Origin of the sequence: Nocardioides panzhihuensis (assembly GCF_013408335.1) — a bacterium.
In the GTDB taxonomy this organism is placed as follows: Bacteria; Actinomycetota; Actinomycetes; order Propionibacteriales; family Nocardioidaceae; genus Nocardioides; species Nocardioides panzhihuensis.
Genome location: NZ_JACBZR010000001.1, coordinates 836,246 through 852,284 on the forward strand (window position 1 = coordinate 836,246; position 16,039 = coordinate 852,284).

At 69.2% G+C, this 16,039-nt stretch carries 13 protein-coding genes and 2 tRNA genes; 12 read left to right on the top strand and 3 right to left on the bottom strand.

Features of this window, described 5'->3' with window-relative positions; translation table 11 throughout:
• Window positions 1-203 precede the first annotated feature (203 nt).
• The 6 genes from BJ988_RS03915 to tig all read left to right on the top strand — a co-directional run bounded on the left by BJ988_RS03915 (window position 204) and on the right by tig (window position 4,499).
• A complete protein-coding gene (locus BJ988_RS03915; protein WP_179656810.1) occupies window positions 204-722 on the top strand; it encodes a ribose-5-phosphate isomerase in 519 nt (172 codons plus the stop codon).
• A 7-nt stretch (window positions 723-729) separates the two neighbouring features.
• The gene (locus tag BJ988_RS03920; RefSeq protein WP_179656811.1) at window positions 730-1,587 is read left to right on the top strand and encodes an Fpg/Nei family DNA glycosylase; all 858 of its coding nucleotides are present in this window, start codon (window positions 730-732) and stop codon (window positions 1,585-1,587) included.
• A gap of 69 nt (window positions 1,588-1,656) precedes the next feature.
• Entirely contained in the window at window positions 1,657-2,736 is a 1,080-nt protein-coding gene (locus BJ988_RS03925; RefSeq protein WP_179656812.1) for a PP2C family protein-serine/threonine phosphatase, read from the top strand.
• A gap of 113 nt (window positions 2,737-2,849) precedes the next feature.
• Window positions 2,850-2,923: transfer RNA gene (locus tag BJ988_RS03930), tRNA-Gly, on the top strand.
• A 35-nt stretch (window positions 2,924-2,958) separates the two neighbouring features.
• A tRNA-Pro gene (locus tag BJ988_RS03935) sits at window positions 2,959-3,031 on the top strand.
• 70 nt (window positions 3,032-3,101) lie between these two features.
• On the top strand, window positions 3,102-4,499 hold the full coding sequence (tig, locus tag BJ988_RS03940) for a trigger factor (protein WP_179656813.1): 1,398 nt from the start codon (window positions 3,102-3,104) through the stop codon (window positions 4,497-4,499).
• A gap of 65 nt (window positions 4,500-4,564) precedes the next feature.
• Here the strand turns inward: tig and BJ988_RS03945 are convergent, their stop codons facing one another.
• Window positions 4,565-5,332, bottom strand: a complete 768-nt coding sequence (locus BJ988_RS03945) for a zinc ribbon domain-containing protein (protein ID WP_179656814.1) — start codon at window positions 5,330-5,332, stop codon at window positions 4,565-4,567.
• A gap of 210 nt (window positions 5,333-5,542) precedes the next feature.
• Here BJ988_RS03945 and BJ988_RS03950 point away from each other — a divergent pair, with 210 nt between their 5' ends.
• The 5 genes from BJ988_RS03950 (at window position 5,543) to BJ988_RS03970 (ending at window position 10,428) form a co-directional block, all read left to right on the top strand.
• Window positions 5,543-6,553 carry a hypothetical protein gene (locus BJ988_RS03950; protein ID WP_179656815.1) on the top strand — a complete coding sequence of 337 codons (1,011 nt, stop codon included), beginning with the start codon at window positions 5,543-5,545 and terminating at the stop codon, window positions 6,551-6,553.
• A gap of 142 nt (window positions 6,554-6,695) precedes the next feature.
• Window positions 6,696-7,358, top strand: a complete 663-nt coding sequence (locus BJ988_RS03955) for an ATP-dependent Clp protease proteolytic subunit (RefSeq protein WP_425490912.1) — start codon at window positions 6,696-6,698, stop codon at window positions 7,356-7,358.
• Between the two features lie 4 nt (window positions 7,359-7,362).
• Window positions 7,363-7,968 (top strand): ATP-dependent Clp protease proteolytic subunit, encoded by a 606-nt coding sequence (locus BJ988_RS03960; RefSeq protein WP_179656816.1) that lies wholly within the window; start codon window positions 7,363-7,365, stop codon window positions 7,966-7,968.
• 99 nt (window positions 7,969-8,067) lie between these two features.
• Window positions 8,068-9,360 (top strand): ATP-dependent Clp protease ATP-binding subunit ClpX, encoded by a 1,293-nt coding sequence (gene clpX, locus BJ988_RS03965; protein ID WP_179656817.1) that lies wholly within the window; start codon window positions 8,068-8,070, stop codon window positions 9,358-9,360.
• A 144-nt stretch (window positions 9,361-9,504) separates the two neighbouring features.
• The gene (locus tag BJ988_RS03970; protein ID WP_179656818.1) at window positions 9,505-10,428 is read left to right on the top strand and encodes a hypothetical protein; all 924 of its coding nucleotides are present in this window, start codon (window positions 9,505-9,507) and stop codon (window positions 10,426-10,428) included.
• 143 nt (window positions 10,429-10,571) lie between these two features.
• Here BJ988_RS03970 and valS read toward each other — a convergent pair whose 3' ends face one another.
• Window positions 10,572-13,202, bottom strand: coding sequence for a valine--tRNA ligase (valS, locus tag BJ988_RS03975; protein WP_179656819.1), 2,631 nt, complete (start codon window positions 13,200-13,202; stop codon window positions 10,572-10,574).
• 80 nt (window positions 13,203-13,282) lie between these two features.
• Here valS and BJ988_RS03980 point away from each other — a divergent pair, with 80 nt between their 5' ends.
• Window positions 13,283-14,152, top strand: a complete 870-nt coding sequence (locus BJ988_RS03980) for a GNAT family N-acetyltransferase (RefSeq protein WP_179656820.1) — start codon at window positions 13,283-13,285, stop codon at window positions 14,150-14,152.
• A 1-nt stretch (window position 14,153) separates the two neighbouring features.
• Here the strand turns inward: BJ988_RS03980 and BJ988_RS03985 are convergent, their stop codons facing one another.
• The gene (locus BJ988_RS03985) at window positions 14,154-15,986 is read right to left on the bottom strand and encodes a M48 family metallopeptidase (RefSeq protein ID WP_179656821.1); all 1,833 of its coding nucleotides are present in this window, start codon (window positions 15,984-15,986) and stop codon (window positions 14,154-14,156) included.
• Window positions 15,987-16,039: the final 53 nt, after the last annotated feature.

A 16,039-nucleotide genomic window follows, 5' to 3' on the forward strand; every position in this document is an offset into this window, starting at 1 on the left:
CGACCCGATAGCCAGCCAAATTTCTCGCCGGATCACGGTGTCAAGGACCGCGATAGCGGCCGGCGAAGCCGGCGGCCGAAGGCCGTCCTTGACTCCGGGGGCCGGCGTGAACACCATCCATAACGGGTCGGCGGCCACCAGCCCCTGCGAAACACCAACCACCAAATCCGAAGTTGAGCCGAGCGTAAGAGAGGATGGACGCCATGCGCGTCCACATCGGCTGTGACCATGCCGGTCTCGAACTGAAGTCCCATCTGATCAACCGTCTGACGGAGCTCGGCTATGAGCTTGTCGACCATGGCCCGTTCGTCTATGACGCACTCGACGACTACCCGGTCTTCTGCATCCGGGCAGCCGAGGGCGTGGTCCGTGACCGGGAGCAGGGGCTGGACAGCCTCGGGGTCGTGATCGGGGGGTCGGGCAACGGTGAGCAGATGGCGGCCAACAAGGTGACCGGCATCCGGTGTGCGCTCGCCTGGAGCGAGGAGACCGCCAAGCTCGCTCGTGACCATAACAACGCTCAGGTCGTCGCGGTCGGTGGCCGGATGCACAGTCTCGAGGACATGACGAAGTTCGTCGAGATCTTCCTGGCCGAGCCGTTCAGCGAGGAGGAGCGGCACGTACGCCGCATCGATCAGCTCCACGCCTACGACGCCGACGGCGTGCGGCCGGCGCTTCCCGAGTCGGCCAAGGGCCTGGGGCCGGCCGAGGACCAGGACTGATCCGGGGATGCCCGAGGGGCACACCCTCCACCGCCTCGCTCTCGACCTGAGCGATGCGTTCGCCGGGGAGCAGGTCCGGGTCAGCAGCCCGCAGGGCAGGTTCGCCGACTCCGCCGCCCTCCTGGACGGTCAGGTCCTCGTCGGGGCCGAGGCCTGGGGCAAGCAGCTGTTCGTCGAGTTCCCGGGGGAGCAGTACGTCCACATCCACCTCGGCCTCTACGGCAAGCTCGACCTGAAGCCCCACACCGCCGAGCCTCCTCTTCCCGTCGGCCAGGTCAGGCTCCGCCTGGTCTCGGCCGGCTCGACGACCGGGAGCGGGACGTACGCAGACCTGCGTGGCGCCAACACCTGCAACCTGGTCACCGCGGCCCAGCGTGACGCCGTGGTCGCGAAGCTGGGGCCGGACCCGCTGCGCGACGACGCCGACCCTGGCCGGGCGTGGCTGCGGATCAGCCGGAGCCGGACGAGCATCGGCGCGCTGCTGATGGACCAGTCCGTCCTGGCCGGAGTGGGCAACGTCTACCGGGCCGAGGTGCTCTTCCGGCACCGGATCGACCCGATGCGACCGGGCAACACCCTGCGCAGGAAGCAGTGGGACGCCATCTGGGACGACCTGGTCGAGCTGATGAAGCTCGGCGTCCAGGTGAACCGCATCGACACCGTCCGCGAGGAGCACACGCCGGAGGCGATGGGTCGCGCGCCGCGCAAGGACGACCACGGCGGCGAGGTCTACGTCTACCGCCGCAGCGGTCAACCCTGCCTGGTGTGCGGCACGAACGTACGCACCGTCGAGCTGCAACAGCGCAACCTCTTCTGGTGTCCGAAGTGCCAGCGCACCTACCGGCCCCGGACGAGCGCGAAGTAGGAGCCCGCACTACTCTCCGGCCTGCGAGAACGACCACGCAGCCCCCACCTCGAGACCTAGAGTGAGGCCATGTCGAGCCATGCCTTCGCAGACCGTCTGCGGAGCAACGCGATCCGCCGCAGGTTCCGCGACCCGGAGCTGCGAGCGGTGCTGTGGCTCGGGTTGCTCACTGTCCTGCTGACGGTGCTCGCGTCGGCTCAGGTCGGCTGGCTGCAGGTGGTCCCGGTGGCGGTCCTCACGGTGCCGTTGCTGCTCGGTGCGGTGCTGCTCGGCCCGCGTACGCTCAGCTGGTTCGTCGTCTTCGTGATGGTGATGATCGTGGTGGGCGCCAGCCGGGTCACGCTCTCCGACCGCGACGCCGCCGCCATCGGGGTGCACTTCCTGCTCGGCGCGATCGTGCTGTCCGTCGCGATGCGCCGCACCTACCTCGGGGTCGGCGGGCTGAGCGACGAGCTCATGCTGCTCGACCTGACCCACCGGCTCGACCAGGGTGCGATCCCCCCGATGCCTCCAGGGTGGCTCGCCGACTCGGCGGTCCTGCCTGCGGGCGGCACCCGGTTCGCGGGCGACTTCGTGGTGGCCGCGCGGGTGGAGGACCGGCTGGAGATCGTCGTCGTGGACGTCTCCGGCAAGGGGGAGCGAGCAGGCACCAGGGCGCTCCAGCTGTCCGGAGCGTTCGGCGGCCTCCTCGGCGCGGTGCCGCCGGGCGACTTCCTGCCCGCCGCCAACCGCTACCTGCTCCGCCAGGACTGGCAGGAGGGCTTCGCAACCGCGGTCTACCTCTCCATCGACCTCGGCGACGGCGCCTACGAGATCCGCACGGCCGGCCACCCGCCCGCGCTCGTACGCCGCGCGTCCACCGGCCGCTGGGAGGAGGCCGACAGCGTCGGCCCGGTGCTGGGGCTCATCGACGACGTCGACTTCGACGCCTGCGCGGGCGCGCTCGGTGTGGGGGACATGCTGATGCTCTACACCGACGGAGTCGTGGAGGCGCGGGGCATCGACCTCGAGGACGGCATCAGCAACCTGGTCGCCACCGCCGACCATCTCGCGGTCACCGGACGAGGTGGCGGGGCCCGCCGACTGCTCGAGGGGCTGAGCGCCAGCGCCGACGATCGTGCGCTCGTCGCGGTCGGAAGACGGCGCTGAGATCGGCACCGAAACAACCGGTCCAACCGGCCAGTAGGGGAGCCGGTTACAGGTGTGAGCCAGATCTATGGCAGGATTTCGCGGGTTGCACGAGGGCGTTGGCTCTCGCGTACGCGGATGTAGCTCAATGGTAGAGCCTCAGTCTTCCAAACTGATTACGCGGGTTCGATTCCCGTCATCCGCTCCAAGTGCCATTCCCGCTGATTGGGGAGGGGCTCTTGACGGGGCGTAGCGTAGTGGCTAGCGCGCCTGCTTTGGGAGCAGGAGACCGCAGGTTCGAGTCCTGTCGCCCCGACATCTCCCTCGAAATTTCATAACCCCTGCACGCGACATCATTCTCAGAAACAAACGACAGGAGACACCCTGTGAAGAGCGCCGTCGAGACGTTGAGCCCGACCCGGGCCAAGCTGACCGTCGAGGTGCCCTTCGAGGAGCTCAAGCCGAGCCTCGACGCGGCGTACAAGCAGATCGCCAAGCAGATCAACGTCCCCGGCTTCCGCCGTGGCAAGGTCCCGCCCCAGGTGATCGACAAGCAGGTCGGCCGCGGTGCGGTGCTCTCCGAGGCGGTCAACAACGTCCTCCCGCAGATGTACTTCGAAGCCCTCCAGGAGAACTCGCTCGAGCCGCTCGCGCAGCCCGAGATCGAGGTCACCAAGCTCGAGGACAACGAGGCTCTGGAGTTCACCGCCGAGGTCGACGTCAAGCCCGAGATCACGCTGCCCGACTACGAGGGCATCGAGGCGAAGGTCGAGGACATCGAGCTCACCGACGCTGACGTCGAGGAGCAGATCCAGGCGATGCGCGAGCGCTTCGGCACTCTCAAGGACATCGAGCGCCCCGCCGCCGACGGCGACTTCGTGGTCATCGACCTGAAGGCCACCCAGGACGGCGAGGACGTCGACGGCGCCGAGGCTGTCGGGATGAGCTACCAGGTCGGCAAGGGCGGCATGCTCGACGGTCTCGACGAGGCCCTCACCGGCCTGTCGGCCGGCGAGTCCGCGGACTTCAAGAGCACCCTCGTCGGCGGTGAGCTGGTCGGCCAGGAGGTCGACGTCAACGTCACCGTCAACCAGGTGCAGGAGCAGGAGCTCCCGGAGTACGACGACGAGTTCGCCCAGCTCGCCAGCGAGTTCGACACCGTCAAGGAGCTCGAGGAGGACGTTCGCGGCCGCCTCGGCAACGGCAAGCGCCTCGAGCAGGCCGCTGCCGCCCGCGACGCTGTCCTCGAGGCGCTCCTGGAGAAGGTCGAGATCCCGCTTCCGGAGACCCTGGTCGCCGACGAGCTCAACGCCCGTCGCGAGGGCATCGAGCAGCAGCTCGGCTTCGCCGGCCTCACCTTCGAGAAGTACCTCGAGGACGAGGAGCAGACGATCGAGGAGTTCGAGGCTGACCTCGAGCGCCGCGTTCGTGACGCCGTCGCCGCCCAGCTGATCCTCGACCAGATCGCCAAGGAGAAGGAGATCGGGGTCGAGCAGCAGGAGCTGACCGAGCACATGATGCGCCGTGCGCAGCAGTCCGGTCAGGACCCGCAGGAGTTCGTCAACCACATGCTCGAGCACAACCACGTGCCCGAGCTGGTCCAGGAGATCCTGCGCGGCAAGGCGCTCGCCCAGCTGGTCGAGGCCGCCACGGTCGTCGACGAGTCCGGCAGCCACGTCGAGCTGAAGAACCTCCGTCCTGACGGCACCATCGGCGAGCCCGAGGCAGAGGGCGCCGACGAGGACGTCGAGAGCGACGAGGCCCCCGAGAAGGCCGACGCCTGATCATCAGACGTACGCCGCCCCTGCCCGATTCGGGCAGGGGCGGTTTCGTTTGAAACGTGGCGGATCTACTGGGCGTCGTAGTTGTCCGTCGGGTCGCCTGAGACCTCTAGACGCTTGGCCGCACAGTCGGTCCGGGACAGGCCCCGCTCCACGCACCACTCCAACGCAGGCCCGGAGCTGTCGCTGGGATAGGGCACGACGACGGCGTACATCCCCGACTTCACGTACGAGCTGGGCCACTCGCCGGTGTCGAGGAGCAGCACGTCGGGGTGGTCCGTCTTGATCTCCTGATAGCGGTCCAGCGCCTTGTGCCAGTCGGCGTCGCCCCCGTCGCCGGCGCCGACCGCAGCGAGCTGCGGGATCCAGGTGTCGATGAGCTTGCTGGCGGCCTCGGTGTCGAGGCGGGAGATCCGGAGGAGCTGGTTCTCGGGAGGCGCGCTCGGGTCCACGGCGGGCTCGCTCGGTGGATTGCTCGCGGGCTCGCTCCTGGCGGGGCCGGTCGAAGGGTTCGCCTCGGGACGTGCGGCGCCGACCCCGTCCTTGCCGAAGATGAACCCGAGCGCTCCGGCCACGAGCACGAGCACCGCGATCACGGTCAGGATCGCGGCGGTGCGGCCCTTGCGTCCTGCCGGAGGAGGCGGGGGAGCGTCGTCGAAGAAGAAGCCGCGCGTGCTTCGTGGAAGGGACGACTCCTCGCCGACCTCGTCCACGAAGAGCGGGCGGTGAGGCTCTGGGGGAGCCAGCAGCGGAGCGCCGCAACCGATGCAGTAGATGGCCCCGGGAAGCCGCGAATCACCGCACGACGGGCAGTGTGACTCCAGCTCGTCGCCCACTGACCGACACCCCCTTCCCAGTCCGACGGTAACCCGTGAAGACCGCCATCGTCACGCAACATCCGTAACAACAGCATCACAGACACCATACGCGTGAGTGAACGCAAACGTACGTGATGCGTGCGATGCGATGTGATCTGAAGCACAGTCGTGCTTGCCAGGCGGCACGGGTGAGCCCTCGGCCCGAGCTCAGGCTCTACGCTTCCGAGCGTGAGCTCCAGCCCCGAGACCGTCCACGCCGTGGTCCTCAACGTCGAGGACGCCCCGGTGGATCCCGACGCCGAGGAGCAGCTCGATCGTGGTCAGGGCAGGGTGGCCGGCCTCGTCGGTCTGGCGAGGTTCGCCTGGCGCATCACCGCCTTCGCGCGGCGTCCGTTCGCGGCCCCGTTCGCGCTCGCGAACCCGATCGTCCGCGGCGTCGCCGGCACCGAGTCCGGGCCGGCCGTAGCGGTGCGCCACGACGGCCGCGCGATCAGCGTGCGGGAGTGGGCCGCTGCGCACCGGCTCGCCGGGGCGAGCCCGCGGGTCCTGGTCCTGGTCCCGCCGCCGGGCAAGAGCGAGACCGTGTGGGACGAAGGCTCCCAGATGACCGGTGCGACGTACGCCGGTCGGCTCGCCGAGCTGCTCGGCTGGCTGCCGCTGCACCTGCACGTGGCGGCCGGCACCAAGTCGGTGCCCGCCGCTGTCGCGCTCAGCAGCCGGATCCAGGAGTGCGTGGACGCCCTGGCGGCGGAGTCGGACGGCGATGCTGCCGGTTCGCCGCGCATCGTCCTGGTCGGGTACGCCGGTGGTGGTCTGATCGCCCGCAACGCGCTCGGGGTGGCCACCTCCGGAGACCGGCCGTGGACGACGTACGTCTCCGAGCTGATCGCGCTCGGCACGACTCCTTATGCGGTCACCTCCGCGCCGATCTCGCGCGGGGTCGGCAAGCAGATCGACGAGCATCTGGCCGGGATCGCGGTGGTCGGGCCGGACGAGGCGATGCTGCCGCCGCGGCCGGACGTCGACTATCTGCTGGTCACCGACAAGGCGACCTCGCGGCCCAACCGGGTCGGGCGCCTCTTCGGGGAGATGCTGTGGTGGCGACACAAGACTCCGCTGGGGTCGCGACGGGTGCGTGACCTGTTCCCGACCGCGGAGCGCTTCACGCTCTCGACCGCCGAGACGCCGCTGTCGAACCACCCGGCGGTGCACGACGCCCTGCTGCGCTGGCTCGCCTAGCGCGACACTCGCACTCCTTCCGACTTCGCCACGCTGCGCGGATTGCGAAGCAATCGCCATCAGCACAGTTCTGCCGTCGGCGAACAACGGCACACCAGCCGTGGAACAACTGGCTTCGGCGGCTAGTGTCGATCCTGTGAACATCGACTCCAGCGCGGCTGACGCTCACGCCGGTGCCCCAGGGCTCTCCCCGAGCCTGGGCGGCAACGGCGGTGGTCTGAGCCTTCTCGACGACAACATCTACACCCGACTGCTGCGGGAGCGCATCGTCTTCCTCGGCTCCGAGGTCCGTGACGCGAACGCGAACGCGATCTGCGCGCAGCTCCTGCTGCTCTCCGCGGAGGACCCGGAGGCCGACATCTTCCTCCACATCAACTCTCCCGGTGGCTCGGTGGATGCCGGCATGGCCATCTACGACACGATGAACTACATCCCCAACGATGTCGCCACCGTCGGCATGGGGCTGGCCGCCTCGATGGGGCAGTTCCTGCTCTGCGCCGGCGCGAAGGGCAAGCGCTACGCGCTTCCCCACGCCCGGATCATGATGCACCAGCCCTCCTCGGGCATGGGTGGATCGGCCTCGGACATCAAGATCCAGGCCCAGCAGTCGCTGCACATCAAGAAGGTGCTGCTCGACCTGATCAGCGAGCACACCGGTCAGAGCGTCGAGCAGGTGACTGTCGACGCCGACCGCGACCGCTGGTTCACCGCTGCCGAGGCGCTCGACTACGGCCTGGTCGACCAGGTGATCCGGAGTGCCAAGGAAGCCTCTGACGAGGGCCGCCCCGCCCACAAGAAGGACTGACGACATGAACTACTACATCCCGCAGTGGGAGGAGCGTACGTCTTACGGCGTCCGCCGGATCGACCCCTACGCCAAGCTCTTCGAAGACCGGATCATCTACCTGGGCACCCCGATCAGCGACGATGTCGCCAACGCGGTCATCGCCCAGCTGCTCTGCCTGCAGTCGATGAACCCGGACCAGGACATCTCGATCTACATCAACAGCCCGGGTGGCTCGTTCACCGCCTGCACCGCGATCTACGACACGATGCAGTTCATCAAGCCGGACGTGCAGACCGTCTGCATCGGCCAGGCCGCCTCGGCGGCCGCGATCCTGCTCGGCGCGGGCACGCACGGCAAGCGGATGGCGCTTCCCAACAGCCGCATCCTGATCCACCAGCCCTACACCGAGGGCACCTTCGGCCAGACCTCCGACATCGAGATCCAGGCCAACGAGATCCTCCGGATGCGTGAGCTGCTGGAGAAGATGATCGCCGACCACAGCGGCAAGTCGATGGACGAGGTCAGCCACGACATCGAGCGCGACAAGATCCTCACCGCCGCTCAGGCAGTGGAGTACGGCCTGATCGACTCGGTGCTCGAGTCGCTCAAGACGCCGGCGCTCGTTTGACCATCGGGCCCCGCGCCGCTCCCACATCGAAGGCGCGGCGCGGGGTACCGTCAGTAACTATTCGGACCTAGCAGACAAGTCGGGGAAGGAAGGCCACTCGTGGCACGCATCGGCGACGGAGGTGACCTGCTGAAGTGCTCCTTCTGCGGGAAGAGCCAGAAACAGGTCAAGAAGCTCATCGCGGGTCCCGGCGTGTACATCTGCGACGAGTGCATCGACCTCTGCAACGAGATCATCGAGGAGGAGCTCAACGAGGGCTCCGAGGTGGAGATCGCCGACCTCCCCAAGCCGAAGGAGATCTTCGACTTCCTCAACTCCTACGTCATCGGTCAGGAGCAGGCGAAGAAGTCGCTCGCGGTGGCGGTCTACAACCACTACAAGCGCGTCCAGGCCGGTCTGCAGCCCGGAGGCCCGCAGGGCCCCGGTAAGCACGCCAAGGAGGAGCAGGTCGAGGTCGCCAAGTCCAACATCTTGGTGATCGGCCCGACCGGGTGCGGCAAGACCTACCTGGCGCAGACGTTGGCTCGGATGCTCAACGTCCCGTTCGCGATCGCGGATGCCACCGCGCTCACCGAGGCCGGGTACGTCGGTGAGGACGTCGAGAACATCCTCCTCAAGCTGATCCAGGCCGCCGACTACGACGTCAAGAAGGCCGAGACCGGCATCATCTACATCGACGAGATCGACAAGGTGGCCCGCAAGGCGGAGAACCCCTCGATCACGCGCGACGTCTCCGGTGAGGGCGTGCAGCAGGCGCTGCTGAAGATCATCGAGGGCACCACCGCCTCGGTGCCGCCGCAGGGCGGCCGCAAGCACCCGCACCAGGAGTTCATCCAGATCGACACCACCAACATCCTCTTCGTGGTGGGCGGCGCCTTCGCCGGTCTGGAGCACATCATCGAGCAGCGCGTCGGCAAGAAGACCCTCGGTTTCACCGCCGAGGTGCGTGGCAAGGCCGAGAAGGAGTCCGAGGACCTCCTCAAGCTCGTGCGCCCCGAGGATCTCACCAAATTCGGGCTGATCCCCGAGTTCATCGGCCGACTGCCGCTGATCGCGAGCGTGGAGAAGCTCGACCAAGCCGCGCTGGTGCAGATCCTGACGGAGCCGCGCAACGCGCTGGTCAAGCAGTACCAGAAGCTCTTCGACCTCGACGGCGTGGACCTCGAGTTCACCGAGGACGCGATCACCGCCATCGCCGACAAGGCCCTCGAGCGCGGCACCGGCGCCCGTGGCCTGCGGGCGATCATCGAGGAGGTCCTCCTCTACGTGATGTACGACGTGCCCTCCCGCGGCGACGTCGGCAAGGTGATCGTCACCCGCGAGGTGGTCGATGACGGCGAGATGCCGACGCTCGTGACCCGCGAGAAGGAAACCAAGAAGAAGTCGGCCTAGACCTGGGACTCGAGAGTCACGGTCCTAGCCCGTTTGGGTCATTTTCGCTGTCCGGGTCGTTATCGGCCCGGGCGGTCGGACACAATACGCACTGATGATCATCTGTACCTTTCCAGCTCCGTCACTCGGTAGGGAAGTGGGCGCGTGAGGTTCCAGAGAGGCCCGGGGATGGCCTATGCCGCCGTGGTGCTCATCGGCCTGCTCGTGATCATCCAGACCCTCAGCCCGGACGTCTCCTCGCTGCACCGAGTGCCGCGTACGCTCTCGGGCCAGGCCGAGTTCACCGTGATCCCGCCGGCACCGTCTCCCGGCGTCTCCGGGGTCTCCAAGATTCCGAGTGCAGCGCCGGGAGCGAACGCGGGCGACGACCGGGAGGCCGCCGCCGAGCCCGATGAGCAGGCGGAGAAGAACCCGGAGAAGGCGACGCCCGCGCCGCCTGCCGAGCAGCAGCCCGACGTGCCGTCCCCCGACCAGCCGGCGGAGCCGGCCGACCCCGGCGGGGACGAAGGCGAGACGAAACCGCCCGCGCTGGTGCCGCCCGTGGGGCCGATCCCGGGCATCATGGCGCCGCTGCTGTGGCCGTTCGTTGCCGAGAAGGACGCCAGACCGGTCGACCAGGCCGTGCCGATGTTCCTGCAGCAGCTGCTCGCCGCCGAGGCCGGCGTCCCGGTCGAGGCTCTTCCGATGGAGGACCCGAAGGACGCCCGCAAGACGGACGAGGCGACCGGGGAGGCGAAGGAGCCCGCCTCGGAGCAGGACGGGCGGGAGTCCGAGGCCGAGCGGATCGCCGAGGGCGCCTGCGAGATCACCGCCGCGATCGGCGAGGACGTCGAGGAGCTGCCGGGAGCGAGCGAGGCCCCCGAGCCGCGGGCCACGCCGGAGTGCGGCGAGGCGTGCACTGAGCCGAAGACCCCGGTAGGGTCGTCGCCCGCAGCCGACCCTGAGGTCACCACCACCGATTCCGCCGATCCGTCCGACGCTGAGACGACGGAGGCGCCGGATCGGGTGGAGGAGCCGAAGGACGGCAGCAAGGACGAGAAGACTTGCGCCGAGAAGTCGGTGCAGTAGAGATCACTCCGATGGCGACCAGCACCACGCCAGAGTGACCGGCCGAGCGAGTCCCCCCGGGCGCTGGGCCGGAGTGAGGGACGAGGCAGGCCCCGGACCGCATCGCGGTCCGGGGCCTGCTCCGTTCTGCTTCCGTCGGTGCCTCAGGCCTCGTCGGGGACCTCCGCCAGCTCAGCGGTGACGGAGATCGCCGTGGCGTTCTCGTCGACGGTGAAGAAGAGGTCGCCGACGATGTTGCCGACCCGCTTGAGGTCAGGCGCTGCGGCCTCGGCGTCCTTGACCAGCTTGGCCGGGCCGGTGACCTCGGCCTTGGCCAGCGGGTGACGCATCTTCACCTTCGCGGTGGACTTCGCGCCGCGGATCCCGGTCAGGGTCGCCGCGACGGCGTCGAGCGCTGCCGGGTCCGCGGCCGCAGCGGTGCCGAGCTCGAGCTCACGAGGCCACGCCGAGGTGTGGACCGAACCGGTCTGCCACCACGACCAGACCTCCTCGGTGACGTACGGCAGGAAGGGGGCCAGCAGGCGGAGCTGGACGTGGAGAGCCGTGGCGAGGGTGGCGCGCGCGGACTCGGTGGCGAGGCCGCCGTCCTCGTCGTAGGCACGCTCCTTGACCAGCTCGAGATAGTCGTCGCAGAACTCCCAGAAGAACTTCTCCGAGGTCTCCAGCGCCGTGGAGTAGTCGTAGGCGGTGAAGGCGTCCGTCGACTTGGTGATCGTCTCCTTGAGGCGGGCCATCAGCGCGCAGTCGACCGGCTGGGTGATCGCGACCGGGTTGAGCGTGCTCGCGCCGACGTTGCCGAGGACGAACTTGGAGGCGTTGAGGATCTTCATCGCCAGTCGGCGACCGACCTTCATCTGGGTCTCGTCGAACGGCGAGTCCATCCCCGGACGGGTCAGCGCGGCACGCCAGCGGACCGCGTCGGCGCCGAACTTCTCGAGGATCTCGGTCGGGACGACGACGTTGCCCTTCGACTTCGACATCTTCTTGCGGTCGGGGTCGAGGATCCAGCCGGCGATCATCGCGTGGCTCCACGGGACGGTGCCGTCCTCGAGGTGGGCGCGGACGATGCGGCCGAAGAGCCAGGTGCGGATGATCTCGTGGCTCTGGGTGCACAGGTCCATCGGGTAGACCCGGCTGAACAGGTCGGGGTCGGCCTCCCAGCCGGCGGCGATCTGCGGGGTCAGCGACGAGGTCGCCCAGGTGTCCATCACGTCCGGGTCGCCCTGGAAGCCGCCGGGCTTGCCGCGCTGCGCCTCCTCGTATCCGGCCGGGACGTCCGTGGACGGGTCGATCGGCAGCTGGTCCTCGCTCGGCAGCAGCGGCTTGTCGTAGTCGGGGCTGCCCTCGGCGTCGAGCGCGTACCAGACCGGGAACGGGATGCCGAAGAAGCGCTGCCGGGAGATCAGCCAGTCGCCGGCCAGGCCGCCGACCCAGTTGTCGTAACGGTGGCGCATGTGCTCGGGAAGCCAGGTCAGCTCGCCGCCACGGGCCAGCAGCCGCTCCCGCAGCTCGGGGTTGCGGCCACCGTTGGTGATGTACCACTGCCGGCTGGCGACGATCTCGAGCGGCTTGTCGCCACGCTCGTAGAAGTTGGCCATCCGCTGGGTCTTCTTCGGCTCACCGTCGAGGTCGCCGGACTCGCGGATCATCGCGACGACGGCCTCGCGGGCCGAGTGGACGGTCTTGCCCTTCAGGTCCTCGTACGCAGCGATGCCGGCCTCGGTGGTGATCCACTCCGGGGTGTCGCGGGAGAACCGGCCGTCGCGGCCGATCAGGGCCCGAGCGGGCAGGTTGAGCTCACGCCACCACTGGACGTCGGTGAGGTCGCCCCAGGTGCAGGACATCGCGATGCCGGCGCCCTTGTCCATCTCCGCGGCCTCGTGGGGCAGGACCGGGATCTCGACCCCGAAGATCGGGCTCGTGACGGTGCTGCCGAACAGGTCCTTGTAACGGTCGTCGTCGGGGTGCGCGATCAGCGCGACGACGCTCGGGATCAGCTCGGGGCGGGTGGTCTCGATGTGGACCGGGGTGCCGTCAGCGCGGTGAAATGCGACCCGGTGGAAGAAGCCCGGGTAGTCCTTGGCCTCGAGCTCGGCCTGGGCGACGGCGGTCTGGAAGGTGACGTCCCACAGGGTCGGCGCCTCCTGCAGGTAGGCCTCACCGCGGGCGAGGTTGCGCAGGAAGGCCCTCTGCGAGGCGATCTGGGAGACCTTGCCGATGGTGGTGTACTGCTGGTCCCAGTCGAAGGAGAGACCCAGCGTGCGCCACAGGTCCTCGAAGACCTTCTCGTCCTCGACGACAAGCTGGTTGCACAGCTCGACGAAGTTGGGGCGGCTGATGGAGATCTGGCGCTTCGGGTCCGGCTTCTCGGGCGGGGTGAAGTCGGGGTCGTAGGGGAGGCTCGGGTCGCAGCGGACGCCGAAGTAGTTCTGCACCCGGCGCTCGGTCGGCAGGCCGTTGTCGTCCCAGCCGATCGGGTAGAAGACCGACTTCCCGTTCATCCGCTGGAAGCGGGCGATCAGGTCGGGGTGGGTGTAGGAGAACACGTGGCCGACGTGCAGGCTGCCGGAGACGGTCGGCGGCGGGGTGTCGATCGAGTAGACGTTCTCGCGCGGCTGGGTGCGGTCGAAGGCGTAGGTCTTGTCGTTCTTCCACTGCTCGGCCCACTTGGCCTCCAGGCCCTCGAGGACCGGCTTGTCCGGTACGGCGACTACGCGCTGCTCAGCGGGCGTAGTCGTCTCCGGTGCGGTCTGCGTGGGCGCGGTCTCAGTCATGGGACCAAATCCTATGGGCGCGCGGTTGCTGGCGCGAAACCGGTTGAGACCGGCGTTGCGCACTCGCCATGCTTCGGTGCATGGGCACCATCGAGTTCTTCACCGATCCAGCCGAGTTCCTCGCCGTCGCGGGGGACTACCTCGCTGGTGAGCCGGTGACCGCCAACGTGCTCGCCACCAACGCGGAGAAGGCGACCCGGGTGGAGCAGGAGGGGCCCTACCGCTGGTTCGCGGTCGCCCGAGAGGGTGGCCGGGTCGTGGGCGCGGCGATGAGGACGGCCAACTTCGAGCCGTACCCGCTCTACGTCTGCCCGATGCCCGAGTCGGCGGCGCTCGAGCTCGCGCGGGCTCTGCACGAGAGGGGCGAGTACGCCGGTGGGGCCAACGGCGCGCTGCCGGCCGCCCGGACGGTGGCGGAGGAGACCGTCCGGCTCGCCGGCGGACGGGTGAGCGTCGCGATGGCGTCGCGCCTGCACGAGCTCGGCTCGCTGGTGATGCCCTCGGGCGTGCCCGGGCACGCCCGCCCGGCGACGTACGACGATCTCGAGCTGTGTCGGGGATGGCTGAGCGACTTCGGTCATGCGGCCCGGGAGCAGTCCGAGAACGAGGACTACGCCCACGAGCACGCCGCGGTGAGCGATGACGAGGTGCGGCGCCGGATCGAGGAGTTCCTGCTGCTCTGGGAGGTCGACGGTGAGGTGGTGTCCCTGGTCGGCGCGACCCTGCCGGCGCACGGCGTGGTCCGGATCGCACCGGTCTACACGCCGAAGGAGCAGCGGGGCCGCGGCTTCGGCACCGCGGTGACCGCCGAGGCCTCGCGTCTCCTCGGCGCGGACGGCACCCGGCTGTGCCTGTTCACCGACGTGGACAATCCCGTCTCCAACCACGTGTACGCCAAGATCGGCTTCCGCCCCGTCGTCGACATGGCCAACCACACGATCGTGCAGTGACTCAGTCGACGGTGAAGCGGCGGCCGAGGTAGTGGTCCACGGCCGGCCAGAGGTGGCCCTCCGCCTCGGCGGAGTCGGTCCAGTGCAGCGACCAGCCGTCGCCGGCGGCGGTGGTGATGTCGGCCGTGCGGCGGCCGTTGCTGCCGTGCTTGAGGTGGAGAGCGCGGATCCGGTCCCACGGCACGAAGGCGGCGTGGGGCGTGGCGGCGAGCTCGGCGGGTGACCTGTCCAGGGCTCGCTGGATCAGCTTCCTGCCGGGCGAGCCGGAGGCCACCGTGGCCAGCCCGGTGGCGAGACGGTCGGAGCCGGAGGGCTTGAGCAGCATCAGGCCGGCGTCGGTGGCCAGCAGCGTACGGAAGCCGTCGCCGGAGACCGGGGCCAAGGCGCCGATGTACCCGTCGGGCATCGGTGGCTGCGCTCGCGGGTCGGTGGCCCTGGCCCGCCGCTCGGTGTCGGCCTCCGCGTCGAGCTGGTACACCCAGGCGCGCAGCGCGGCGGCGTAGCCGGGGGCGTCGAGGGCCTCGTACGCGAGGTTCTCGGGGTCGACCTCCTGGCCGGCGATGTCGACCAGCCGCCACGGGCCTGCCCAGCTGAGCTCGTAGCGGGCCTTGTCCTCGCCGACCAGCTCGTGGGCGATGGCGGCGCCGAGGAGGCGGGCGATCACCCGCCGTCGAGTCTCGCCCGCCGTGTTACCAGCATCCTCTGCGGTCGTGGACTCGACCTCCACCAGACCCAAGAGGATGTCGAGGTTGCCGGAGGCGATCAGGTCGAGCGCGCCACGGACCGTGGCCGGTACGATCTGGTTCTCCCGCATCGCGTTCAGGAGGATCTCTGCGTCGACCGCCGCGGCACGGGCACCGGCGACGCTCACGATCTCGGCCATCGGCGCCGGGGTCAGGCCCGAGCCGGCGAACGTCTTGTCCTCGAGGGCGAGGAAGCATTGGGACGGATAGCGCAAGATGCTCGCGGCGTTGCCGGACTTGTCCGTCTCGTCCGCGGAGGCCATCGCCTCCAGTCGCTCGATCCGCTCCGACAGGGGCGGGTGCGAGTCGTAGGCCGACGCCGTCGTCTCGGGCGGCGCCGCGCTTATCCTGGCGAGCTCCTCGAGGCGCTCGGGGTCGCTCATCAGATGGGTGAAGCTGTCGAAGAAGCGGGTGGGTCGCAGCCCGTAGTGGGTGCCGGGTTCCACGTACTGCTCCAGGTAGATCCGCCAGGCGGCATCGAGCGCGGGAAGCGTGCGCAGAGCGACCGCCGCGGTCCGTGGGCCGGCGACCTTGGCGCTGAGCCGGTCGGCGTCGACCTCGTGGGAGTGCGCGAGCGGGCGGGTGAGGGCGAAGAAGAGACGGGCGTACGTCCGGAAGGGCCGCTTCGCCAGCGGGCTGGCGAGGCCGGCGGCGACCTCGGCGATCGCCAGACGGCTGCGGTGGACGAGGGCGCCGAGCCCGGAGAGGGTGGTGCTGTGGTGACCCAGCTCGTGGGCGAGCACCGCCTGGAGTTGGCTGCGGGAGAGCCCCTGGAGGAGAGGTACGCCGAGGAACATGCGCCGGGTGCCCGCCCGGAGCCCGAGGAGGCTGGTCTCCTCGCTGACCGCCGCGTTGACCTCCGGCACCAGACGGATCTCGTCGGGGGAGCGGGTCCCGACGGCGGCGGCGAGCTGGCGGACCTCCGCCCACAGCGCCGGCTGGTCCTGTTCGGTGAGCACGAGTCCACCGGGGTCGGCCGTGGTCCTGGAGCGGCGCCCGGGGAGCACCTGCTGGACGAGGAGGACGGTGGCAGCCGACACGTAGGCACCGGCCAGCAGCGAGAGCGCGAGAGCAGCCCGGAGCGTACGCATGAATGGTGGACCTTGTGGGGGAGGGGGATCAGTCCGAGATCAGGGGGAGGGTA